This is a genomic window from Streptomyces sp. NPDC059788, from assembly GCF_042732265.1.
In the GTDB taxonomy this organism is placed as follows: domain Bacteria; phylum Actinomycetota; class Actinomycetes; order Streptomycetales; family Streptomycetaceae; genus Streptomyces.
In genome coordinates this window covers 16,333-37,956 of record NZ_JBHWHY010000011.1, presented here as the reverse complement: position 1 = coordinate 37,956, position 21,624 = coordinate 16,333, and the positions used below count along the sequence as shown (strand labels likewise).

Here is a 21,624-nt window from a genome sequence, read left to right as displayed (position 1 = left end):
TGCTCCCCCCCTGTGGACACTCCGGCGGCCCGGCCGGACCGCCGCGGTTGCGCCGCAGGAGACCGCTCATCGTCCGGAGCAGAGCCGGGATTCAGGAACCGGAAGCCGAGTGCCGAAAGCCGAGTACCGGCCGCCGAATTCCAGGCGGCCAACACCGAATGCCGGGCGCCGGGCGAACGCCGAACGCCGGATGTCGAATGCCCGTCCCGAGTGCCGGCCCCCGCCCCCTCGCCCCGAGCCACACCGTCCCGCATCGGCCCCCACCCCCCCCCTACAACGCGTCCGGCCCCCGCTCCCCCGTGCGGACGCGGACCGCCTCCTCGACCGGGATGCTCCAGACCTTCCCGTCGCCGATCTTGCCGGTGCGTGCCGCTTTCACCACGATGTCCATCAGCTCAGCGGCGTCCGCGTCGTCCACGAGCACCTCGATACGGACCTTCGGCACCAGGTCGACGGTGTACTCCGCTCCCCGGTACACCTCCGTGTGTCCGCGCTGCCTGCCGTATCCGCTGGCCTCGGTGACGGTCAGGCCGTGTACGCCGAACGACTGCAGGGCCTCCTTCACCTCGTCGAGCCGGTACGGCTTGATCACTGCGGTGATGAGCTTCACGCGTCCACCTTCTTTTCCTTGCCGGAAGCCGGGGGCGTGCCCCGGCCCTTCCCCTGGCCCTTCTCCTGGGACGGCTGGTCGCCACGGGCCGGTACGGCGGCCGGAACCGCCCCCGGTCCCGCGCCCGTGCGCGCGACCACGCCCCCGCCCGTACCGCCGAAGTCGTACGCCGTCTCCGCGTGCGCGGCCTGGTCGACGCCCGCGACCTCCTCGTCCTCGGAGACCCGGAAGCCCATCACCAGGTCGATGGCCTTGGCAAGGACGAACGAGACGACCAGGGAGTACAGCAGCACGCACACGACACCCACGGCCTGCTTGCCCAACTGCTCCAGGCCGCCGCCGTAGAACAGGCCCTTGGCGTCGCTCTGTACGCCGCCGGTCGCGAACAGGCCGATCAGCAGGGAGCCGGTGACGCCGCCGACGAGGTGGACGCCGACCACGTCGAGGGAGTCGTCGTACCCGAACCGGTACTTCAAGCCGACCGCCATCGCGCACAGCACACCGGCGATGACGCCCACCGCGATCGCGCCCAGCGGGCTGACCGCGCCGCACGCCGGGGTGATCGCGACCAGTCCGGCCACCGCGCCGGAGGCCGCGCCCAGGGTCGTGAAGGAGCCGTGCCGGATCTTCTCGTACGCGAGCCAGCCCAGCATCGCGGCGGCCGTGGCCACCTGGGTGTTGACGAAGGCGACCGCGCCCACCCCGTCGTCGTTGTTCAGCCAGGAGCCCGCGTTGAATCCGAACCAGCCGAACCACAGCAGTCCCGCGCCGAGCATCACCAGTGGCAGGCTGTGCGGCCGCATCGGGTCCTTCTTGAAGCCGATGCGCTTGCCGACGACGAGGATCACGCCGAGGGCCGCCGCGCCGGCGTTGATGTGTACGGCCGTACCGCCGGCGAAGTCGATGACCCCCAGGTCGAAGAGCCAGCCGCCCTCGGCCCACACCCAGTGCGCGACGGGGAAGTAGACGACGGTGGCCCACAGGGCGATGAACAGGGCCCAGGCGGTGAACTTCACCCGGTCCGCGAGGGCGCCGCTGATCAGCGCGGGCGTGATCACCGCGAACATCAGCTGGAAGACGGCGAAAACATAGACCGGAATGGTGGTGGTGCCCCACAGCTCGGTCAGGCCGATGCCGCTGAGCCCGGCGAAGTCGCCGGTCCACCCGAGGAAGCCGCCGTTGTCCTGGCCGAAGGCGAGCCCGAAGCCGTACAGGACCCACAGGACGGTGACGATCCCCAGGCTGATGAAGCTCATCATCAGCATGTTCAGCACACTCTTGACCCGGACCATGCCGCCGTAGAAGAAGGCGAGTCCGGGGGTCATGAGCATCACCAGGGCGGTGCAGATCAGCATGAAGCCGGTGTTCGCCGGACTCAGGGTGGCCTTGTCTGCCGCGAGCGTCATGATGCCTGGGGGCATCGGCGTCTCCTGTCGTCGATGCGGCCCGTGCGGGCGTGGTTCCGGGTGGGCCGTCTTTCGCCACGAGGCTGTCGCAGCACCGTTTCGGCCATGACCCGCCGGTGTTTCCCCCCGGTGACGAAGCCCTCGCCAGTGTTACGCCCCCATGAACTGCGAGATCAGCCCGCCACGCCCCCACACGCACAGCCGACCGCGGCTGTCACCCGTATGACCTGGCGTGGGGGAGCCGAGTCGAGCTGTACGGGGTGACGGGCCGCGGCCGGGGTCTGTGGGAGTGCGGTCAGACGGCCTCCGCGCCGGTTTCCGGCAGTTGCTGGGCCAGCTCGTCGCTGAGCCGGCTGACCTCGGTCACGCTCTCGAAGTTGCGCGCCGCCGTGTCCACGGTCTTGCGCAGCCGGGTGTTGACCCGCTCCGAGCGGACCTTCTTCGCCAGGGGTATGGCCTGCTGTGCCAGGACGGCGCACTGCTCCGGCTCCTTCTGGAGCAGGTGCACCGTCGCCATGCCGATCAGGTTGAGCGCGTACGACCGCTGGTGTTCCTCGTCCTTCGCGAACAGTTCCACCGCCCGCTGCATCACCGGGTTGGCGAGGGAGGCGTACGTCGGGCTGCGACCGGCCACGTAGGCGAGGTCGCGGTAGGAGTGGGCGTTCTCCGCGTTCAGCTCGGCTTCCGAGAAGAAGCGGATCCAGTCCGGTTCGGGTTCGCCGGGCGCCACGTCGCCGAAGGTGTCCTCGGCCATCCGCACGGCCCGCTTGACCTTGCTCGGCTGGCCCATGCTCGCGTACGCCCGCGCCTCCATCGCATACAACATCGCCTGCGTACGGGGCGTAGCCGATTCGCGGCTGCCGTACTGGGCCAGGTGGATGAGCTCCAGGGCGTCGTCCGGGCGGTCCAGGTGGATCATCTGGCGGCTCATGCTGGAGAGGATGTACGAGCCGAGCGGGCGGTCACCGGCCTCCTTGGAGGCGTGCAGCGCGAGGACGAAGTACTTCTGCGCGGTGGGCTGCAGGCCGATGTCGTAGCTCATCCAGCCCGCCAGCTCGGCCAGTTCGGCGGCGACCTTGAACAGTCGTTTGGAGACCTCTTCGCTCTGCGGTTCCTGCAGCAGATCGGTGACCTCGTGGAGCTGGCCGACCACCGCCTTGCGGCGCAGGCCGCCGCCGCACTGGGCGTCCCACTGGCGGAACATCACGGTCGTCGACTCCAGCAGGTCCAGTTCCGGCCGGGACAGCCGGTTGGAGCGCCGGGACCGCTCCTGGGCCGCCTGCTGGGCGGCGGTCACCTGCCCCGGGGAGACCGGCACCAGCCAGCGCTGCATCGGCTCGATGAGGGCGGGCCCGGCGGCCAGCGCCAGGGAGGTGCCCAGAAAGCCGCGGCGCGCCAGCATCAGGTCGCTGCGGGAGAACTCGCTGATCAGGGAGACGGTCTGGGGGCCTGCCCAGGGCAGGTCGACGCCGGAGACGGACGGGGACTGGTGTGCGGAGCGCAGGCCGAGATCCTCGATGCCGACGACACAGCCGAACCGCTCCGAGAACAGCTCGGAGAGGATGCGCGGAATGGGCTCGCGCGGCTGCTCGCCGTCCAGCCAGCGCCGTACGCGGGAGGTGTCCGTGCTGATGTGGTGCGCGCCCATCTGGCGCGCGCGCCGGTTGACCTGTCGTGCCAGTTCGCCCTTCGACCAGCCGCTGCGCACGAACCACGAGCCCAACGGTTCGTTGGGGCGCTTGTCAGCGCCGGTGCCGCCACTGCCGCCCACTGGAACGCCCCCATTCCGATTGCTGCCTTGCTTGACTGCGCCGCGCCATCGCTTCGCATCGCCGCTCTTCGTTGCTTCCGGGTCGCTTTGCCATACGTCTTCTACATACGGTTCGAACCGCGCCGGCGCCTCATCGCGCCGGTGCGGTGTCCTTGTCGCGGCCGCCGCTCCTGTCCGGTGCGGTGTGTGGAGTGCCGCCCCGCCGGTGCCCGGCCGTTCGTGGCGTCCGCGGTTTGCTGGTGCCGCCGCGTCCGCCCTTGTGGTGCTTTTTTCGTTTCGACTGCTTCTTCCGCCGGTCTGCGGTGTGCTCGCCCTGACGGCTGCGAGTCCGCGGGCCCGCAGTCCTGCTCACTCCGCGAATTGCCCGTGCCTGCGGATTGCGCCTGTACGTCTGTTTCCGCTGCTGCTTCTTTCGTCGGTGCGTCGCTTTCGGTGCTTCGCACCCTGCCGGTGCTTCCTGCACTTCTGGTGCCGCTCGTCCTGCGCGTACTGCTCGTTCTGCCCGTGGGCCCCCGGGTCTTCCCACCCGGTTGCGCCTGCGTGTTCCCGTGCCGTCCGTCCTGCTGCCGCTTCTTCGTCGCCGCTTGTCTTCGCGTCCGGTGCCTCTTCGTCGCCGCTCTTCGCCGGCATCGCGCCGCCGTGCCCGGCGCGGTGCTTCCTGCGCACCGGCCGCCGTGCCGCTTCGCACGGCCATCGTGCCGCCGTGCGTCGCGGCCGTGTCCCGTGAACCTCCCACAGGATGCCGTCTGTTGCGGCGACCGGTACGGGGTGGACCTACCCGACCACGGAATCCAGCCAACCCGATTCGGGAGGGTTCACCCGCCGGTGCGTTGCCTCCGGCATACCCACGCCCACGGCACTCCGCCCCAGGTCGTGCACTGAAAGTAATCCTACGATCACGCCTCCGGCGAGGGCGATCCGCTAAACGCCACCATTCGCCACCCCTTTGAATGAACTCCCCGACCGGTCCTCGCGATTGACTTGACACAGGTCGGGAGGAGGCGGACGGAAAGGAGCACGCGAAGGCGCGTGTCGCGCACCGCACCACCCTCCGCACCACGTTGCACCACGAACACCGGCACTCCCTGACGGAGCGTCACGATCGCGCTCCGGCACGTAACCACTGGCATACACCACCCGTTGGAGGAGGCATGGGCTTCACGATCGGCGGCATCCGCGACATTCGGTCCGGTTCACGGCGTCGCGCCCGCTCGACCGAGAGCACGGCGGTGGCGGAGTACACGGGGCTGTGGGGCTGGGACGTGGTGCCCGGCGCCCGCGCGGCCCGCTCCGGCAGCGGGCGCACCCTCTGCTCGTGCGGTGCCGCCGACTGTTCCTCTCCCGGCGCACACCCACTGGCCTTCACGGACGGCCTGGCGGCCGGCGCGACGCTCGAAGAGGCCGCCGCCGCGTGGGCCAGGACGCCCGGCGCGGCCGTCCTGCTGCCCGTGGGCCGGTTCTTCGACATCCTCGAAGTGCCGGAGGCGGCGGGACGCAGCGCGCTCGTACGGCTGGAGCGGATGGGCCTGCCGCTCGGTCCGGTGGCCGCCACGCCGACGGGCCGCGCCCTGTTCTTCGTGGCGCCCGGTGCCGCCGCCGGGCTGCCGAGGCTGCTCTACCGGATGGGGTGGGACGACGCCGCCCTCGACCTGTGTTCCCGCGGCCCCGGCGACCACATCACGGCGCCGCCGTCCGACCTCGGCGGGCTCGGCCCCATGCGGTGGCTGCGACCGCCCACCCTGGACACGGCCGGGCAGCCGCCGCAGGCCCGGCTGCTGCTGGGCACGCTCGCGTACGTATGCCACCGGTCGGCGGCGTAAGGGCACGGGCAGTCCCTCGCGCCACACCCACCACGTCCGATCACGCCCCGCTCCTGTCGCGACCGCCCCCATCGCACCCGCCGCGCTCCGCCTCACCGCCCCCTCCGGCGCACCGCCGACCGTACGAGCCGCACCTCTCCGGCACACAGCCGGGCGCGCGCCCACCGCCAGGCGCGCCCACCGGAGCGCGGCCGCCCAGCAGAAAGCCCCGCAGCGCGTTCACCTCGCTGCGGGGCTTTCCGGTGCGGAGCGTGCCCGTAAGGCCATCTGTGCGTCCTGTGCGTGCTAGTCGCCGATCAGGGCGTCCACGAATGCCTCCGGCTCGAACGGCGCCAGGTCGTCCGCGCCCTCGCCGAGGCCGACCAGCTTGACCGGTACGCCCAGCTCGCGCTGGACCGCGACGATGATGCCGCCCTTGGCCGTGCCGTCCAGCTTGGTCAGCACGACACCGGTGATGTCCACGACCTCCGCGAACACGCGGGCCTGCACCAGGCCGTTCTGCCCGGTGGTGGCGTCCAGGACGAGGAGGACCTCGCCGACCGGGCCGTGCTTCTCCACGACCCGCTTGACCTTGCCCAGCTCGTCCATGAGGCCGGTCTTGGTGTGCAGGCGGCCCGCGGTGTCGACGAGGACCACGTCGGCGCCCTCGGCGATACCTTCCTTCACCGCGTCGAAGGCGATCGAGGCGGGGTCGCCGCCCTCCGGACCGCGGACCGTACGGGCTCCGACCCGCTCGCCCCAGGTCTGGAGCTGGTCGGCGGCGGCGGCGCGGAAGGTGTCGGCGGCGCCCAGGACGACCGACTTGCCGTCGGCGACCAGCACCCGGGCCAGCTTGCCGGTGGTGGTGGTCTTGCCGGTGCCGTTGACGCCGACGACCATGACGACGCCGGGGATCTCCTGACCGTCCTTGCCCAGGGCGTTGTCGGTGGCGACGGTGCGGTCCTGGTCCGTGCCGATCAGCTTGAGCAGTTCCTCGCGCAGGAGGGCGCGCAGTTCCTCGGGGGTACGGGTGCCGAGCACCTTCACGCGCTCGCGCAGCCGCTCGACCAGCTCCTGGGTGGGCGCGACGCCCACGTCGGCGGTGAGGAGGGTGTCCTCGATCTCCTCCCAGGTGTCCTCGTCGAGGTGCTCGCGGGAGAGCAGCGTGAGCAGGCCCTTGCCCAGCGAGTTCTGGGAGCGCGAGAGCCGGGCGCGCAGCCGTACGAGCCGGCCGGCGGTCGGTTCCGGGACCTCGATCTCGGGGGCGGCGGGGGCGGGCGGCGCCTCGGCCGCCGGCTCCTCGACGGGCGCCTCGGCCGACGGCAGGTCGACTTCTTCTATGGTGCGACGGCTTTCGTCGCGGGGGGTCTCGGCGTCCTCACCGACCTGCGGTTCCGCAGGGGGCGCGGTGACGGACGGGGTGGTCGGCGGGGCCGGCGGCAGCTGCTGCTTCTTCCTGCGGCTGCTGACGACGAGCCCGCTGATCGCGCCGAGCGCGACCACAGCGATGACTACAGCAAGGATGACGATTTCCATAACCCACCCAGTATCGGTCACACCCCGCCGTGGAGGACCGCACACGCCGAACCTGGACTCGCCCTGTCCAGGTTCACTCGCCACGGGCCCGTCCGGCGGACCCCGTGGACGCCCTCGGGCACCCCTCGGACACCCCGGACGAAAAGTCCGGACATGTTACGCCCTGGCCCTCGGCACGATCACGCCGGGGCGCGGAGCGCGGAAAACGCCGTACGGCTGCCGCGCGGACGCGCCCCGCGCCGTACGGAGCCTCGGATTCCGCCACCTGGGCCGGATGCCTGAAACGCCCGCGCAACCGGCCGGGCAGCCCGCCTGACCTGCACCGTCACCGACTGCCCCGGATGCTCGGACGAGTTGCGGAGCCCTTTATGGTCGTCGTTGGACACAACAAGGCGTATGAACCGAAGTTGGATCAAAGTACGATAGCTCTCGGCTGCGCAACGCGCGTAGAGTCCTGGCAACCCCCTCCCCTTCGCCAGGCATCACAGCCGCTGCCTGAACCCGCACGGAGACACCTGCACCATGGGCACCACGTCCACGGACACCTTGTCCGCTCCTGAAACCGAAGGCGCCGTCGAGCAACGAGGCATCGAGCCCGTCCCCGACCACGAACGCCACGGCCGCGTCCGCGAGCTCTTCCCCACCTGGGTCGCCGCCAACATCAGCGTGCTGCTGCTCACCATGGGCGCCTCCCTGGTGATCACCAACGGTCTGAACTTCTGGCAGGTCCTGATCGTGGCCGCCATCGCCTCCGTCGTCTCCTTCGGCATGGTCGGCGTGCTGTCGGTCTCCGGCAAGTGGGGCGGCGCGCCGGGCGCCATGCTCTCCCGCGCGGCCTTCGGTGTGCGGGGCAACTACTTCCCGGGCGCGATCCTGTGGGTGGCCCGGTTCGGCTGGGAGACGATCAACGCGGTCAGCGGCGCGTACGCGGTGCTGACCGTCTTGAAGCTGCTGTTCGGCATCGAGGCCAACAACGTCCTCACCGTCATCACGCTGCTGCTCTTCGTCGCCACGACGTTCGTGGTCAGCGGCATGGGCCGCAAGGCGCTCAACCTCTGCAACAAGTACTCGACGTACCTGTTCAGCGTCTTCAGCATCATGGTGCTGGTCTACCTGGTCGCCGAGATGCCATGGGGGAAGATCTTCTCCCAGTCGGCGGGCAGCACCGCCCTGATGATCGCCGGTATCGGCACCATCGCGGCGGGCGGCATCAGCTGGGTGCCCACCGGCCCGGACTTCGCGCGCTATCTGCCGCACGCCGCCTCCGGCAAGAAGATCGTCGGTACCACCATCTCCGGCGCGGCCCTGGTGCTCGTACCGATGGTGCTGATGGGCGGCATCATGGCCGTCTCCAAGCCGGACCTGGCCAACCAGAACACCGACCCGATGTCGTTCCTCGGCTCGGTGCTGCCGACCTGGCTGGCGGTCCCGTACCTGATCACCGCGCTGGTCGGGATGCTGCTGATCAACAGCCTGTCGATGTACTCCGCCGGTTTCACCGCGCAGACCATGGGCGTCAAGCTGCCGCGCGCCCTGGCGGTGAGCATCAACGCGATCATCAGCCTGGTCGGCGGCGCGTTCATGATGCTGGTGGCCAAGGACTTCATCGGCCAGTTCATCACCTTCTTGACTCTGCTGGCGGTCTCCTTCTCCGCCTGGATCGGCGTGTACGCCGTCGACATGGCGCGCCGCCGCAAGATGGCGGTCCGCTACGACGGCGACAGCCTGATGGACACCGGCCGCACCAGCCGCTACTGGTACACGGGTGGCTTCTGCTGGCAGGCGCTGACGGCCTGGGCCGTGGCGCTGGTGGTGGGCCTGTGCCTGACCAAGGTCACCTGGTTCACCGGTCCGCTGGCCGAGACCTGGCCGGGCCGGCACGGCCTGGGCTGGGCGGCCACGATCCTGATCGCCGCGGTGGTCTTCGCGGTGCTGCCGAAGCCCCGGGAGATGGTGCCCACGCGCGCCGCCGCCCCGGCCGAGAAGCCGGCGCCGGTCGGCTGATTCGGCTCCCGCACCCTTCTCACCTGATGTGACGTCAGCTAGCGTCCCCTTCGCCAACCGGCCCCACGGCCTCGGTGAAGGGGACGTTCGTCATGCCCGTAACGGTCCTGCGCTTCAATCTCGCCGACCCCTCCCCCACCCCCGCTTCGCTCAGCGCCCGCTACCGGGCCGCCGTCGAGATGGCCGCCTACGCCGACGACCGGGGTCTGACCACCGTCCAGACCGAGGAGCACCACGCCACCACCAACGGCTGGATGCCCGCGCCGCTCGCGTTCGCCGGCGCCGTCCTCGGCGCCACCCGGCGGATCACTGTCACCGTCTCCGCGCTGATCACTCCGCTGCACGATCCGCTGCGGCTGGCCGAGGAGATCGCCGTACTGGATCTGCTCGGCGGCGGCCGGCTGGTCACGGTGGCGGGCATCGGCTACCGGCCCGAGGAGTACGCGGCGCACGGCCGGGACTGGCACTGGCGCGGCAAGCTCCAGGACGAGGTGCTGGAGACGCTGCTCGCCGCCTGGACGGGTGAGCCGTTCCGCTACCGGGGCCGCACGGTGCGGGTCACCCCGCGGCCGTACACGCAGCCCCATCCGCTGCTCCTGGTGGGTGGGAGTTCCCGGGCCGCCGCCCGCCGGGCCGCGCGGCTGGGCCTGCCCCTGTTCCCCAGTGCGCATCTGCCGGATCTGGAGGCGTACTACCACGCGCGGCGCGCCGAGTACGGGACCGAGGGCTGGGTGATGCAGCCCCCCGCCCGTACCTGTCTGCTGCATGTGTCGGAGGACCCGGACCGGGCCTGGGCCGAGTACGGCGGGCATCTGCTGCACGAGGCGCGTACGTACGCCTCCTGGCAGTCCGCCGGTGTGGAGTCCGCCGTACGGTCCGCGGCGGAGGACGCCGAGGCGCTGCGGCGGGAGGGGATCTACCGGATCGTGACGCCCGAGGAGTGTGTGCGGCTGGCCGGGGAGGCGGGGTCGCTGATCCTGCATCCGTTGTGCGGCGGGATGCCGGTGGACGAAGGGTGGCGTTCCGTACACCTGTTCGCGGAGCGGGTCCTTCCGCACCTGAAGGAGGACTGAGGGCCGGGCCGCTCCACGTGCCCGCCCCGTGACGGTCCGCGAGAGAAAGGGACCACCGGAAATAGGGCGCTTTTAAACAAAGGAGCTGCCCCGGTCCGTCGGACGGACCGGGGCAGCTGCCCACAACTGAGGAGACGGGCTGGCGGGGGGTGTTAGCCCATCTCCTCCAACGCCTTGCCCTTGGTCTCCTTCACGAATTTCAGCACGAAGGGGATCGAGAGCAGAGCGAAGATCATGTAGATCACGTACGTACCCGAAAGATTCCAGTCGGAAAGGCTCGGGAAGCTGGCCGTGATGGCCCAGTTGGCGATCCATTGCGCACAGGCCGCCACACCGAGCGCGGCGGCGCGGATCTTGTTCGGGAACATCTCACCGAGGAAGACCCAGACCACGACGCCCCAGGACAGGGCGAAGAAGAGCACGAAGCCGTGGGCCGCGATCAGGGCGACGGTGCCCTCGGCGGTCGGCAGCGTGCCGGCCGCGCTCTTGGCGGAGAAGGCCCAGGCCTCCAGCGCGAGGGCGACGGCCATACCGGCGGAGCCGATCAGCGCCAGCGGCCGGCGGCCGATCCGGTCCACGAAGACCATCGCGATCACGGTGCCGATGATGTTGATGATCGACGTGGTGAAGCTGTAGAAGAACGAGCTGCTCGGGTCGATGCCGACGGACTGCCACAGCGTCGAGGAGTAGTAGAACGCCACGTTGATGCCGACGAGCTGCTGGAAGATCGACAGGCCGATGCCGATCCACACGATCGGCAGGAAGCCGAACCTGCCGCCCAGCAGATCCTTGAAGCTGGACTTGTGCTCCCGGCGCATCGCCTCCTTGATCTCCGAGACGCGGGTGTCCAGGTCGACGCTCTGGCCCTCGACCTCGGCCAGCACCTCCTTGGCCTTGTCGGTCTTGCCGACGGAGATCAGGAAGCGGGGCGACTCGGGGATCGCGAAGGAGAGCAGGCCGTAGAGCACGGCCGGGACGACCATCACGCCGAGCATCCACTGCCAGGCCTCCAGGCCCGCCAGCTTGCCGCGCTGGTCGCCGCCGGCGAGGTTGAGGATGCCCCAGTTCACCAGCTGCGAGATCGCGATGCCGATGACGATGGCCGCCTGCTGGAAGGAGCCCAGGCGGCCCCGGTACGCGGGGGGCGCGACCTCGGCGATGTAGGCCGGGCCGATGACCGAGGCCATACCGATCGCGATGCCGCCCAGGACGCGCCACATGGCCAGGTCCCACAGGGCGAACGGCAGCGCCGAGCCGACCGCGCTGATCGTGAACAGCGCCGCGGCGATCTGCATGACCCGGATGCGGCCGATGCGGTCGGCGATCCGGCCGGCCGTCGCGGCACCGATGGCGCAGCCGATCAGCGCGATGGCGATCACCTGGGCGAGTCCGGCGGAGCCCACCTCGTAACGGCCGCGGATCGCCTCGACGGCGCCGTTGATCACGGAGCTGTCGTAGCCGAAGAGGAAGCCGCCCATCGCGGCAGCCGCGGTGATGAAGATGACATGGCCGAGGTGGTCCGGCTGGGCCTTGCGGCCTTCCGGAGCCGTCGGCTGCGCGGTGCTGGTCAACGTGTACTCCAGTGCCCGGCTGCGCTGCCGGGCGTAGGGGGCTGGCCCTTCCAGTGGCGCATAGGTTGGGGGTACCCACCACTTGAAGGTAAAAGCAACGTTGCAGACCCTATGCCTTCAAGTTTCGAAGTCAATAGGTCGTGATGAATTTGTTTCGGCGCAGCTTCGCAGGGATTGCGTTCAAGTTATGAACCGTAGCGGGCCGTAGTAATCGTGTAGGTCACACCGGTTACCCGGGTGCCGCGCCGCCTGCCGGGCAGCGGTCAGCGCAGCCGCTGACTGATCACCTTCGAGACGCCGTCCCCCTGCATGGACACGCCGTACAGCGCGTCGGCGACCTCCATCGTCCGCTTCTGATGCGTGATCACGATCAGCTGGGAACTCTCCTGGAGCTCCTCCATGATCCCGATCAGCCGCTGCAGGTTGGTGTCGTCGAGCGCCGCCTCGACCTCGTCCATCACGTAGAACGGGCTGGGGCGCGCCTTGAAGATGGAGACCAGCAGCGCCACCGCGGTCAGCGACCGCTCGCCGCCGGACAGCAGCGACAGCCGCTTGACCTTCTTGCCCGGCGGGCGGGCCTCCACGTCCAGGCCGGTGGTGAGCATGTTGTCCGGGTCGGTCAGCACCAGCCGCCCCTCGCCGCCCGGGAACAGCCGCGCGAAGACACCCTCGAACTCCCGCGCCGTGTCCTGGAACGCCTCGGTGAAGACCTGCTCCACGCGCTCGTCGACCTCCTTGATCACCCGGAGCAGGTCGGACCGGGTCTTCTTCAAGTCTTCAAGCTGTTCGCTGAGGAACTGGTGCCGCTCCTCCAGCGCGGCGAACTCCTCCAGAGCCAGCGGGTTCACCTTCCCGAGCTGCTGGTACGCCCGCTCGGCGGCCCTGAGCCGCTTCTCCTGCTCGGCGCGCACATAGGCCACCGGCCGGTTGCGCGGGTGCTCCGGGTCCTCGGGCAGCTCCTCGCCCTGCGCGGCCGGGGACGGCGGTACGGGCTGGTCGGGACCGTACTCGGCGGCCAGCGCGGCAGGCTCCACCCCCAGCTCCTCCAGGGCCTTGGCCTCCAGCTGCTCGATGCGCATCCGCTTCTCCGCGCCCAGCACCTCACCGCGGTGCACCGAGTCGGTCAGCTTGTCCAGCTCCGACTTCAGCTCCCGGCTCGCGTTGCGCTCGGCCACCAGTGCCTGTTCGCGCTCCCGCTTGGCCAGCTCGGCGGCCAGCCGCTCCTCCTCGGCCCGTACGACGGAGACCTCGATGTGCGCCAGCAGCTGCCGCGCGCCCGAGGCGACCGCGGACGCCACGGCCGCCTCGTGACGGGCCCGCGCGCGCCGCTGCTCGGCCCGCGCCCGCGCCTCGCGTTCGGCCCGTGCCGCGCGGTCCAGTCCGTCGGCCCGGCCCGCGAGCCCCTTGACCCGCTCCTCGTGCGTACGGACCTGGAGGCGCGCCTCCATCTCCGTCTGACGCGCGTTGGCTCCGTCCGCGGCCAGCCGGTCCCGTACGGAGGTGTCCGGTTCCTCGTCGCCGGGCTCCTCCTCGGCCACGGCCAGCCGCGCGGCCAGCTCCTCGGCTTCCTCGGTGGCCCGTTCGAGCGCTTCCTCGGCCTGCGCCGCGGCGGTGGCCGAACGCTCCGCCTCGTCGGCGGCGCCCCGTGCCTGCCCGCCGAGGCGGCCCAGGTCGCCCGCGACCCGGGACTTCTCACGGTCGGCGGCGCGCCGCCGCTCCCCCGCCTCCTCGGCCAGCGCCGCGCACTCGTCCCGCCGCCGGCGCGCCGCTTCCTGGGCGGTGGTCAGCTCGGCGCAGTGTTCGCCCAGTTCGGCGGCCTCGGCCGCGGCCTCGTCGACGGAGGCCTGCACCTCCAGCAGGGTCGGCGCGCCGGCCGATCCGCCCTGCGCGAAGTGCGCGCCGAGAACGTCGCCGTCGGCGGTCACGGCCGTCAGCCGTGGCCGGGCCGCCACCAGTTCCTCGGCGTCCTCCAGCGAACCGACGACCACGACGCCGCGCAGCAGCCGCCGTACGGAGTACACCAACTCCTCGGGCCCCTGGACCAGTTCGGCCGCGAACGGCAGGCCGCCGGAGTCCGCTTCCGGAGCTCCGTCCTGGGCGAACGCCGCGTCCGCCGCGGCCGGCCCCGCTTCCGGGGACCCGTCCGTCCCGGCGGCCGGCCCCGCTCCCAGCACCATCGCCGCGCGTCCCGCGTCGTCCTTGCGCAGCAGGCGAATCGCTTCGGCAGCGGTGGCCGGACCGGCCACCGCGACGGCGTCCGCCGCCGCGCCGAGCGCCGCCGCCACCGGCACCTCGTATCCGGGTACGACGGTCAGCAGTTCGGCGGCCGGGCCGAGGAGGCCGGTCAGCCGGTCGGCCGCGGCGAGCAGCGCGCCGGACCCGTCCTTGCGGCGGAGCCCGAGGGCGAGCGCGTCGTGCCGGGCGGAGACCGCGGCGCGCTGCCGCTCCGCCGCGGTCAGCGCGTCGCGCGCGGCGCTCAGCGCGGCCTCCGCGTCGGCCAGGTCCTGCTTGGCGGCCTCGTGCTGCCGCGACAGGTCGGCGTCGTCCGCGTCCAGCCCGTCCACCTCGGCCTTGAGCGTCTCGTACTGCTCCTGGGCGTCGGCCGCGCGCTGCTGCGCCCCGTCCCTGGCCGTGGCCAGCCGGCCGATCTCGGCCTGCGCCGACGCCGCGCGGCCGCGCGCGGCGGTGACCTGCCCGTGCAGCCGGGCCAGCCCCTCCCGCCGGTCCGCCATGGCGCGCGCCGCGTCGCGCAGCCGCCGCTCCTCGTCCGCCAACTGCCGTTCGAGTTCGGCGCGGTGTTCGGCGGTGTCCTCCAGCGCGCGGCTCGCCGCTTCCAGGGCCGCTTCCAGCTCGGCCTCCTGCTCGCGGACCCGGGCCGCCTCCCGCTCCAGGTCCTCCGGGTCGCGGCCGCGCCGCTCCTCCGGTGGGGCGGCCGTCGCGCTCTTGACGCGCGCGTCGGCCAGCGAGACCGTGCCGCGCACCCGTTCGGCGAGCTGTGACAGCTCGTAGTACGTCTGCTGGGCCCGCTGGAGTCGCGGCGTCAGCGTCCGTACCTCCTCCTCCAGGGCGGCCTCGCGCCGCGTCGCCTCCTTGAGCCGCTGCTCGGCGGTCTCCTTGCGCTGCTTGAGGGCCGCCTCGTCGGCGATCTCCGTGCGCAGCGCCTCGCGCAGGGTGACGAGGTCGTCGGCGAGCAGCCGCAGCCGCGCGTCGCGCAGGTCGGCCTGGATGACGGCGGCCCGGCGGGCCACCGCGGCCTGCCGGCCGAGCGGCTTGAGCTGGCGTCGCAGCTCGTCGGTGAGGTCCTGGACGCGCGCCAGGTTCGCCTTCATCGCCTCCAGCTTGCGCAGCGCCTTTTCCTTGCGCTTGCGGTGCTTGAGGACGCCGGCGGCCTCCTCGATGAAGGCGCGGCGCCCCATGGGGTCGGCGTGCAGGACGGAGTCGAGCTGGCCCTGTCCGACGATGACGTGCATCTCCCGGCCGATGCCGGAGTCCGACAGCAGTTCCTGGATGTCCAGCAGGCGGCAGGTGTCACCGTTGAGCTGGTACTCGCTGCCGCCGTTGCGGAACATCGTGCGGGTGATGGTGACCTCGGCGTACTCGATCGGCAGCGCGCCGTCGGTGTTGTCGATGGTCAGCGAGACCTCGGCGCGGCCCAGCGGCGGCCGGCCGGTCGTCCCGGCGAAGATCACGTCTTCCATCTTGCCGCCGCGCAGCGACTTGGCGCCCTGCTCGCCCATGACCCAGGACAGCGCGTCGACGACGTTGGACTTGCCCGAGCCGTTGGGGCCCACGACACAGGTGATGCCGGGTTCGAAACGCAGTGTCGTGGCGGAGGCGAAGGATTTGAATCCTCGCAGTGTCAGGCTCTTGAGATGCACGCCGTTGGACTCTACCGCCCGGCCCCCACCGGGGGCCGCCCCGGCACGAGGGCCCGGCACACCCGGCCGCACGCGGACCGCCCGTCCGGGTCCGGGGCGTCCGCCCCGCCTCACACCTATTCGATTTCGGTTTCGCCGCTGAAGGTGCAGGGCACATCAGACGGTGAGGGTGGCCCGGGAACGGAAGAGAAACGACGGAAAACGACGAAGGGACGCCGAAGCGTCCCTTGAAGATCTTGCTAGCGGTGCCTCAAGCGGCTGGCGATACAGCCCGTCGGCCCCGGGGGATGGGGTCAGGTGAGCGCGGGCTCCGCCTGGGGTACGTCGATGCCCTCAAGCATCGAGTCGTCGTGACGTGCGGCAGCGGACAGCATGTCGTTCTCGGCCTGCATCCGGATGAGTTCGGATTCCAGGTCCTGGACGCGCTGCTGAAGCCGTCGCATCTCGGAGAGGACTCGGGGGTCGGAGCCGCCGACGTAACCGAGAAGCGCCTTTGCCATGATGGATGGTCCTCCACACTGAGTGACCGACCGAAGCGGTGTGGGTCGTGAGGGATTCGCACCCGCGGTGCTTGTCATTATCCTGCGAGCTCAATGCCAAACAGCTAAGGTGCGCGGGGCTTCCAGAGTCTCACCAAAAGGTTTGAGGGTCAACACGATCACGCCCCGTATCCTTGGGCGCCCGGGAGTTCAAGGCCGCGGCAACGCCGGGCCTACTCCCCAGAAAGGCGCCTCGGGGGCGTGGAGATCATCCTTACTGCGGCAGCCTTCCACGGGTCGGCCCAGTTGGCAACCACCAGGTCATGACTGCATTGTGCATGTGACGGGGACACGCGAAACCGACCTGCGGGCCGGTTCCCGAATCCCCCGCGCCGCACCGGGTCAACGGATGGCGAACCCGTCGTAACCGCCCCGCGGAGTGTCCCAGATCTCAGTCACCCCTTCGACACGTCCGGGCGTGTCACCGGTGCGCAGCCATTCCAGGAGTTCTTCGCACCGTTCGCGGGAGCCTTCGGCGACGACCTGCACCCGGCCGTCGCCGAGGTTGAGGGCGAAACCGGCGAGGCCGCCGATGCGCAGGGCGTTGGCCCGGGTGAACCACCGGAAGCCGACTCCTTGGACCCGGCCGCGCACCCAGGCGGTCAGGCGGACATCTTCGTTCATGTCTGCACGTTAACCGGCCAATTGCTCATGAGGCACGTCGGCCCCACACGTCATGGCGTACAGTCGCCCGGCAACGAGGCTCACCCTTACGAGTGAGGCACGTTGACGCTCATGTGGACAGAAGGAAGGCAGTGGATGGGCCGCCATCGACGCTCCGCTCCCGCATCGCCCGAAGCCGCCGGAGCCACGGACCGCGCCGGGAACCCGGCCGCCCCACCCCCCGCGCACTCCGGCCGCCACCGCGGCCACCGCCCCGCGCGCGACCGCCGCACCGCTCCGGTCCGCACCGGCCTGCTCGGCGCCTCGGCCGCCGTGGCGATGGGCGCGGTCGCCGTCGCCTCCGGCCTGCTGCCCGGCGGCAGCCAGTACGACTGGGGCGGCAGCGGCGGCACCGGCGATCGAATACGCGCGGGCTCCCTGCCGCACACACCACCGCGCGACACGGCGTCCGTCTCGCCGACGGACCGCGGCACCGGTCAGGCCAGCCGCGGTGAGAGCCGCCCCGGCCTCCCGGACCGGACACGCCCCACGCCTGCCACCACCCCCTCGGCCACCCCGGCCCCCAAGCGGCCGTCCAAGCCCGCCGACACCGGCCCGGACCGGGACCGCACGAAGCGGCCGGAGCGTACGGCCCCCGTCCCCGCGCCCCCGAAGAGCACGCCGACCGCCTCCGCCGCCGCGTCGGACACCCCACCCGCGAACGCCGAGTCGCAGGTACTGTCCCTGGTCAACCAGGAGCGCTCGAAGGCCGGCTGTTCACCCGTGACCGCCGACCCCGAACTGGGCAAGCTGGCCGGTGACTTCAGCGACGACATGGCTCGCCGCGGCTTCTTCGACCACACCGACCCCGACGGCCGCAGCCCCTGGGACCGCGCCAAGAAAGCGGGCATAGACAACCTCGGTGGCGAGAACATAGCCCGCGGCCAGGCAGACGCCCGCGCGGTGATGGACACCTGGATGCACAGCCCCGGGCACCGCGCCAACATACTCAACTGCGACTACAAGACCCTGGGGGTCGGTGCGCACTTCGGGTCCGGCGGACCGTGGTGGACGCAGGACTTCGGATTCTGAACCGGCCGGGGCCACCGGAGCCGGCTCAGACCTAGGCGTCCTCGCTCAGGCCTCCGCGTCCTCGGCGCCCGCGGCGTCCTCGGGGAGGCTCTCCCACTCCGGGCCGTCCCGGTAGAGCTCGTAGTCGTGCTCGGAGGCGATCTCCTCCGCGTGGGCGCGGCTGCGCACCGTGACCTCGTGCCGCTCGCTGACGACCTCTCCGTGTACGCCGCCTTCTTCGACCACCTCGATCGCGTGTGTCTCGTACACGACGCTGCCGGGCGCCGCCGAGCTCCAGACCAGATGCATACTCGTCGCCATCGGATTCCAACCTCCGAAGGTATGGCCCCCTGGCTACAGGGTCGCATCTCCATCCGTACGAAAGCACGCGTATGCGGGTGGGTCGGCGTGTACAGGTCCCCGCGTACGGGCGGCACGCCCGGGACAGGGCGCGCGGGGCGGGCGCGTACGACACCCGTGGGCGCCCCGGTCCGGCGGCCACGGGTCAGGCGGTGACGGCGGCCCGCCCGGCGGCGAAGATCGCGGCCTGGTCGGCAACGCGGCGGCCGAGGTGCTCGGCGGTGGCTATGTCCGCCTTGTGGACGCCGTCCGGACCCCGGTCGTTGTCGGACTGCGCGGCGGCGCCCAGGAAGAAGCCGAGACGGTTGAGGTCGTTTTCGGAGGCGGTGGTGGAGTTCCAGCCGGGCAGCAGGCCGAGGTTGACCCAGTGCATCCCGTGCTGGGCGGCCAGTACGGAGAAGAACTGCAGGGTGTGCAGCTTGTCGCCGCTCTTGGACGCGGAGTTGGTGAAGCCCGCCGCGAGCTTGTCCTGCCAGGCGCGGGTCGCCCAGCGCTTGGCGGTGGCCTCGGCGAAGCCGTGGAAGGCGCCGGACGCGGTGCCCATGTAGGTCGGCGAGCCGAAGACGATCGCGTCGGCGGCGTCGAGCAGCGCCCACCCGTCCTCGGTGATCTCGTCGACCTTGACCACGTGGACGGTGGCGCCGGTCTCGGCGGCGCCGGCGCGCACCGCCTCGGCGAGCACCGCGGTGTGCCCGAAGCCCGAGTGGTACGCGATGGCGACGACGGGCGGGACGGGGGCGGCGGCGGGGGCGGGCGTGGTCATGGCGGGCTCCTCGGCTTCGTGCCGCGCGGCGAGCTGCGGCGCGGGCAATAACCAAAGGAAAGCACTAACTTTTAGAAAGCGCAATAGTCCAGTTAGCGCTGTGCGGGAGTAGGCTGGCGGTATGACGGATCAGGGCAGCTCGGGGCAGGTCCCGGAAGTCGGCACGGACATGGCGACGGACATGGCGTTCAACGTCTTCGCACGCACGTGCCCGTCGCGCGACACCCTCAAGCACGTCACCGACCGCTGGGGCAGCCTGACGCTGGGCGCGCTGCACCAGGGCACGTTCCGCTTCAACGAGCTGCGGCGCCAGGTCGACGGCGTCAGCGAGAAGATGCTCTCCCAGACCCTGCACGCCCTGGAGCGCGATGGTCTGGTCCGCCGCGAGGCCCAGCCGACCAACCCGCCGCGGGTGGACTACGAGCTGACGCCGCTGGGGCAGGAGGTGGCCGAGCGGCTGCTGGGGCTCATCGATCTGGTGGAGAGCCGGATGGAGGCCGTGCTGGCGGCGCAGGAGAGGTACGACGCGGCGCGCGCGGAGGCGTGAGCGAGCCCGGGTCCTCGAAGGCGGGAGCGAGCCCGGGTCCTCGAAGGCGGGAGCGAGCCCGGCTCGCCGCAGGCGTGAGCCCCGGCTGCCGGGCCCAACGCCCCGCCGGCGCTCCCGCTACGCCCGCGGCGGCCGCTGGCAGCGCGGGCAGAAGTAGCTGGACCGGTTCATCCAGGGACGGCGGCGCATGGCCGTACCGCAGCGGCGGCACGGCTCGTCCTCACGCCCGTAGGCGTCCAGGGACCGTTCGAAGTAGCCCGACTCGCCGTTGACGTTCACGTACAGGCTGTCGAAGCTGGTGCCGCCGACGGCCAGCGCCGCGCTCATCACGTCCCGGATGTGACCGAGCAGCTCGGTGGTGCGCGGGCGGGTGAGGGTGGCGGTCGGACGGTCGTAGTGCAGACGGGAGCGCCACAGCGCCTCGTCGGCGTAGATGTTGCCGACTCCGCTGATCAGCGACTGGTCCAGGAGCGCGCGCTTGACGGTGGTCCGGCGGCGGCGCAGCGCGTCGTGGAAGGCGGCGTCGTCGAAGGCCGGGTCGAGGGGGTCGCGGGCGATGTGCGCGATGACGTCCGGCAGCCCGTCGGGGTCGCCGGGTACGGCGTCGTGCAGCGACAGTCCGCCGAAGGTCCGCTGGTCGACGAAGCGCAGTTCGGTGCCGGCGTCGTCGTCGAAGGTGAAGCGGACGCGCAGGTGCTTCTCGTCGGGGGCGTCCTGCGGCTGGACGAGGAGCTGTCCGCTCATGCCGAGGTGGGCCAGGACGGACAGGCCGTCGGTGACCGGCAGCCACAGGTACTTGCCGCGGCGCCGGGCCTCGCCGATGCGCTGCCCCTTCAGGCGCGTGGCGAAGTCGACGGCGCCCGCGGTGTGGCGGCGAACCGCCCGCGGGTGCCGGACCTCGACGGTGTCGACCGTACGCCCCCGTACCCAGCGCTGGAGTCCGCGGCGTACGACCTCGACCTCGGGCAGCTCGGGCACGGCTCTCCTCGTCTGGGGGCGTCTGCCGCGGGCACGCGACGGACTCGGTACGGATGTGACGGGTGCGGCGGATGATGCGGACCGGATATGGCGGGTGCGGCGACACGGTGCCGACCCGATGTGGCCGGTGCGGCGCAGGGTGCCGACCGGATGGAGCAGGCGCGGCGCACGGTGCGGACCGGACGAGGCAGCGAACCCCGCCCCGTACACGCCGAGCCCCCGCAAAGCACTGTCCGGCCGCCCTCCCCCTGAAGGGGCGGACGGCCGGGAGTACGGAGCGTGCCGCTCAGCCGGCGACGGGCGGATCCCCGGCCGGGGGAACCACGGGCTCCCCCGCCGGCGGCGCGTCCGCGGCCCGCTCGGCCGCTTCGTCCGCCGCCGCGCGGATCGCCCGCCAGGCGGACTCCGCCGCCTGCTGCTCGGCTTCCTTCTTGCTGCGGCCGGTGCCGGTGCCGTACGAGACACCACCGACGCGGGCAGCAGCAGTGAAGGTCTTCTCGTGGTCCGGACCGGTCTCGCTGACCAGGTACTCCGGGACACCGAGACCTTCGGTCGCGGTCAGCTCCTGGAGGCTGGTCTTCCAGTCCAGGCCGGCACCCAGGCCGGCGGACTTCTCGATGAGCGGGTCGAAGAGCCGGTGCACCAGCTCGCCCGCCGCGTCGAGGCCCTGGTCGAGATAGACCGCGCCGATCACCGCTTCGAGGGTGTCGGCCAGGATGGAGGCCTTGTTGCGGCCTCCGGTGCCCTCTTCGCCCCGGCCGAGGCGGATGAAGGCGCCGAGGTCGAGGCCACGGCTCACCTCGGCGAGTGCACGCGAGTTGACCACCGCGGCCCGCAGCTTGGCCAGCTGGCCTTCGGGCAGGTCGGGGTGGGTGCGGTACAGCGTGTCCGTGACCACCAGGCCGAGCACCGAGTCCCCGAGGAACTCCAGCCGCTCGTTGGTGGGCAGGCCGCCGTTCTCGTATGCGTACGAGCGGTGCGTCAGCGCACGCACCAGAAGGGCGGACTCAAGGTGATACCCGAGCCGCCCTTCCAGAAGCGTGTGGGACGAGGCCGTGTCCGCCGGTGCCGTTTCAGCCCCGCGCTTGCGGGGAGACGTCTGGGCGTCTGACATA

General features: G+C 71.3%; 17 protein-coding genes. 5 read left to right on the top strand and 12 right to left on the bottom strand.

What is annotated here, in order from left to right:
• Window positions 1–271: 271 nt before the first annotated feature.
• The 3 genes from ACFV57_RS12055 to ACFV57_RS12045 all read right to left on the bottom strand — a co-directional run bounded on the left by ACFV57_RS12055 (window position 272) and on the right by ACFV57_RS12045 (window position 3,787).
• Window positions 272–610: a P-II family nitrogen regulator gene (locus tag ACFV57_RS12055; RefSeq protein WP_385229147.1), complete on the bottom strand. Its 339-nt coding sequence runs from the start codon at window positions 608–610 to the stop codon at window positions 272–274.
• Window positions 607–2,031 (bottom strand): ammonium transporter, encoded by a 1,425-nt coding sequence (locus ACFV57_RS12050; RefSeq protein WP_385229144.1) that lies wholly within the window; start codon window positions 2,029–2,031, stop codon window positions 607–609. Before ACFV57_RS12050 ends, ACFV57_RS12055 begins: the two co-directional genes overlap by 4 nt.
• A 280-nt stretch (window positions 2,032–2,311) precedes the next feature.
• Window positions 2,312–3,787: a hypothetical protein gene (locus ACFV57_RS12045; RefSeq protein ID WP_385229141.1), complete on the bottom strand. Its 1,476-nt coding sequence runs from the start codon at window positions 3,785–3,787 to the stop codon at window positions 2,312–2,314.
• A 1,151-nt stretch (window positions 3,788–4,938) separates the two neighbouring features.
• On the opposite strand from ACFV57_RS12045, the gene ACFV57_RS12040 reads away from it, so the two are divergent.
• Window positions 4,939–5,607: a bifunctional DNA primase/polymerase gene (locus ACFV57_RS12040; protein ID WP_385229138.1), complete on the top strand. Its 669-nt coding sequence runs from the start codon at window positions 4,939–4,941 to the stop codon at window positions 5,605–5,607.
• Between the two features lie 285 nt (window positions 5,608–5,892).
• Here the strand turns inward: ACFV57_RS12040 and ftsY are convergent, their stop codons facing one another.
• Window positions 5,893–7,122 carry a signal recognition particle-docking protein FtsY gene (ftsY, locus tag ACFV57_RS12035; RefSeq protein WP_385229135.1) on the bottom strand — a complete coding sequence of 410 codons (1,230 nt, stop codon included), beginning with the start codon at window positions 7,120–7,122 and terminating at the stop codon, window positions 5,893–5,895.
• A 522-nt stretch (window positions 7,123–7,644) separates the two neighbouring features.
• Between ftsY and ACFV57_RS12030 the strand changes: the two genes are divergently transcribed.
• Window positions 7,645–9,126, top strand: coding sequence for a purine-cytosine permease family protein (locus tag ACFV57_RS12030; protein WP_385229132.1), 1,482 nt, complete (start codon window positions 7,645–7,647; stop codon window positions 9,124–9,126).
• A 92-nt stretch (window positions 9,127–9,218) separates the two neighbouring features.
• Entirely contained in the window at window positions 9,219–10,199 is a 981-nt protein-coding gene (locus tag ACFV57_RS12025; protein WP_385229129.1) for an LLM class flavin-dependent oxidoreductase, read from the top strand.
• A 152-nt stretch (window positions 10,200–10,351) separates the two neighbouring features.
• Here ACFV57_RS12025 and ACFV57_RS12020 read toward each other — a convergent pair whose 3' ends face one another.
• The 4 genes from ACFV57_RS12020 to ACFV57_RS12005 form a co-directional block, all read right to left on the bottom strand.
• Window positions 10,352–11,770 carry a sugar porter family MFS transporter gene (locus tag ACFV57_RS12020; RefSeq protein WP_385229126.1) on the bottom strand — a complete coding sequence of 473 codons (1,419 nt, stop codon included), beginning with the start codon at window positions 11,768–11,770 and terminating at the stop codon, window positions 10,352–10,354.
• A 263-nt stretch (window positions 11,771–12,033) separates the two neighbouring features.
• Window positions 12,034–15,648, bottom strand: coding sequence for a chromosome segregation protein SMC (smc, locus tag ACFV57_RS12015; protein ID WP_385229123.1), 3,615 nt, complete (start codon window positions 15,646–15,648; stop codon window positions 12,034–12,036).
• Window positions 15,649–15,941: 293 nt separating this feature from the next.
• Window positions 15,942–16,148, bottom strand: coding sequence for a hypothetical protein (locus tag ACFV57_RS12010; RefSeq protein ID WP_361145746.1), 207 nt, complete (start codon window positions 16,146–16,148; stop codon window positions 15,942–15,944).
• A 381-nt stretch (window positions 16,149–16,529) separates the two neighbouring features.
• Window positions 16,530–16,811, bottom strand: coding sequence for an acylphosphatase (locus ACFV57_RS12005; RefSeq protein ID WP_385229120.1), 282 nt, complete (start codon window positions 16,809–16,811; stop codon window positions 16,530–16,532).
• A 135-nt stretch (window positions 16,812–16,946) separates the two neighbouring features.
• Between ACFV57_RS12005 and ACFV57_RS12000 the strand changes: the two genes are divergently transcribed.
• On the top strand, window positions 16,947–17,882 hold the full coding sequence (locus ACFV57_RS12000) for a CAP domain-containing protein (RefSeq protein ID WP_385229117.1): 936 nt from the start codon (window positions 16,947–16,949) through the stop codon (window positions 17,880–17,882).
• Window positions 17,883–17,927: 45 nt separating this feature from the next.
• On the opposite strand, the gene ACFV57_RS11995 is transcribed toward ACFV57_RS12000, so the two are convergent.
• A complete protein-coding gene (locus ACFV57_RS11995) occupies window positions 17,928–18,182 on the bottom strand; it encodes a hypothetical protein (protein WP_385229114.1) in 255 nt (84 codons plus the stop codon).
• Window positions 18,183–18,366: 184 nt separating this feature from the next.
• A complete protein-coding gene (locus ACFV57_RS11990; protein WP_385229111.1) occupies window positions 18,367–18,984 on the bottom strand; it encodes a flavodoxin family protein in 618 nt (205 codons plus the stop codon).
• 169 nt (window positions 18,985–19,153) lie between these two features.
• Here ACFV57_RS11990 and ACFV57_RS11985 point away from each other — a divergent pair, with 169 nt between their 5' ends.
• On the top strand, window positions 19,154–19,531 hold the full coding sequence (locus tag ACFV57_RS11985) for a winged helix-turn-helix transcriptional regulator (protein WP_385229480.1): 378 nt from the start codon (window positions 19,154–19,156) through the stop codon (window positions 19,529–19,531).
• Between the two features lie 117 nt (window positions 19,532–19,648).
• On the opposite strand, the gene mutM is transcribed toward ACFV57_RS11985, so the two are convergent.
• Complete coding sequence (mutM, locus tag ACFV57_RS11980) at window positions 19,649–20,509, bottom strand: bifunctional DNA-formamidopyrimidine glycosylase/DNA-(apurinic or apyrimidinic site) lyase (protein ID WP_385229108.1); 861 nt, start codon at window positions 20,507–20,509, stop codon at window positions 19,649–19,651.
• 286 nt (window positions 20,510–20,795) lie between these two features.
• Window positions 20,796–21,623, bottom strand: coding sequence for a ribonuclease III (gene rnc, locus ACFV57_RS11975; RefSeq protein WP_385229105.1), 828 nt, complete (start codon window positions 21,621–21,623; stop codon window positions 20,796–20,798).
• Window position 21,624: the final 1 nt, after the last annotated feature.

Bases quoted from the DNA above. Each gene is read 5' to 3' on its own strand.
- ACFV57_RS12030 (WP_385229132.1), top strand. From the start codon at position 7,645: ATGGGCACCACGTCCACGGACACCTTGTCCGCTCCTGAAACCGAAGGC.
- rnc (WP_385229105.1), bottom strand. From the start codon at position 21,623: ATGTCAGACGCCCAGACGTCTCCCCGCAAGCGCGGGGCTGAAACGGCA.
- ACFV57_RS12025 (WP_385229129.1), top strand. From the start codon at position 9,219: ATGCCCGTAACGGTCCTGCGCTTCAATCTCGCCGACCCCTCCCCCACC.
- ACFV57_RS12005 (WP_385229120.1), bottom strand. From the start codon at position 16,811: ATGAACGAAGATGTCCGCCTGACCGCCTGGGTGCGCGGCCGGGTCCAA.
- ACFV57_RS12050 (WP_385229144.1), bottom strand. From the start codon at position 2,031: ATGCCCCCAGGCATCATGACGCTCGCGGCAGACAAGGCCACCCTGAGT.
- ACFV57_RS11990 (WP_385229111.1), bottom strand. From the start codon at position 18,984: ATGACCACGCCCGCCCCCGCCGCCGCCCCCGTCCCGCCCGTCGTCGCC.
- ACFV57_RS12000 (WP_385229117.1), top strand. From the start codon at position 16,947: ATGGGCCGCCATCGACGCTCCGCTCCCGCATCGCCCGAAGCCGCCGGA.
- ftsY (WP_385229135.1), bottom strand. From the start codon at position 7,122: ATGGAAATCGTCATCCTTGCTGTAGTCATCGCTGTGGTCGCGCTCGGC.
- ACFV57_RS11995 (WP_385229114.1), bottom strand. From the start codon at position 18,182: ATGGCGACGAGTATGCATCTGGTCTGGAGCTCGGCGGCGCCCGGCAGC.
- ACFV57_RS12010 (WP_361145746.1), bottom strand. From the start codon at position 16,148: ATGGCAAAGGCGCTTCTCGGTTACGTCGGCGGCTCCGACCCCCGAGTC.
- ACFV57_RS12040 (WP_385229138.1), top strand. From the start codon at position 4,939: ATGGGCTTCACGATCGGCGGCATCCGCGACATTCGGTCCGGTTCACGG.
- ACFV57_RS11985 (WP_385229480.1), top strand. From the start codon at position 19,154: ATGGCGACGGACATGGCGTTCAACGTCTTCGCACGCACGTGCCCGTCG.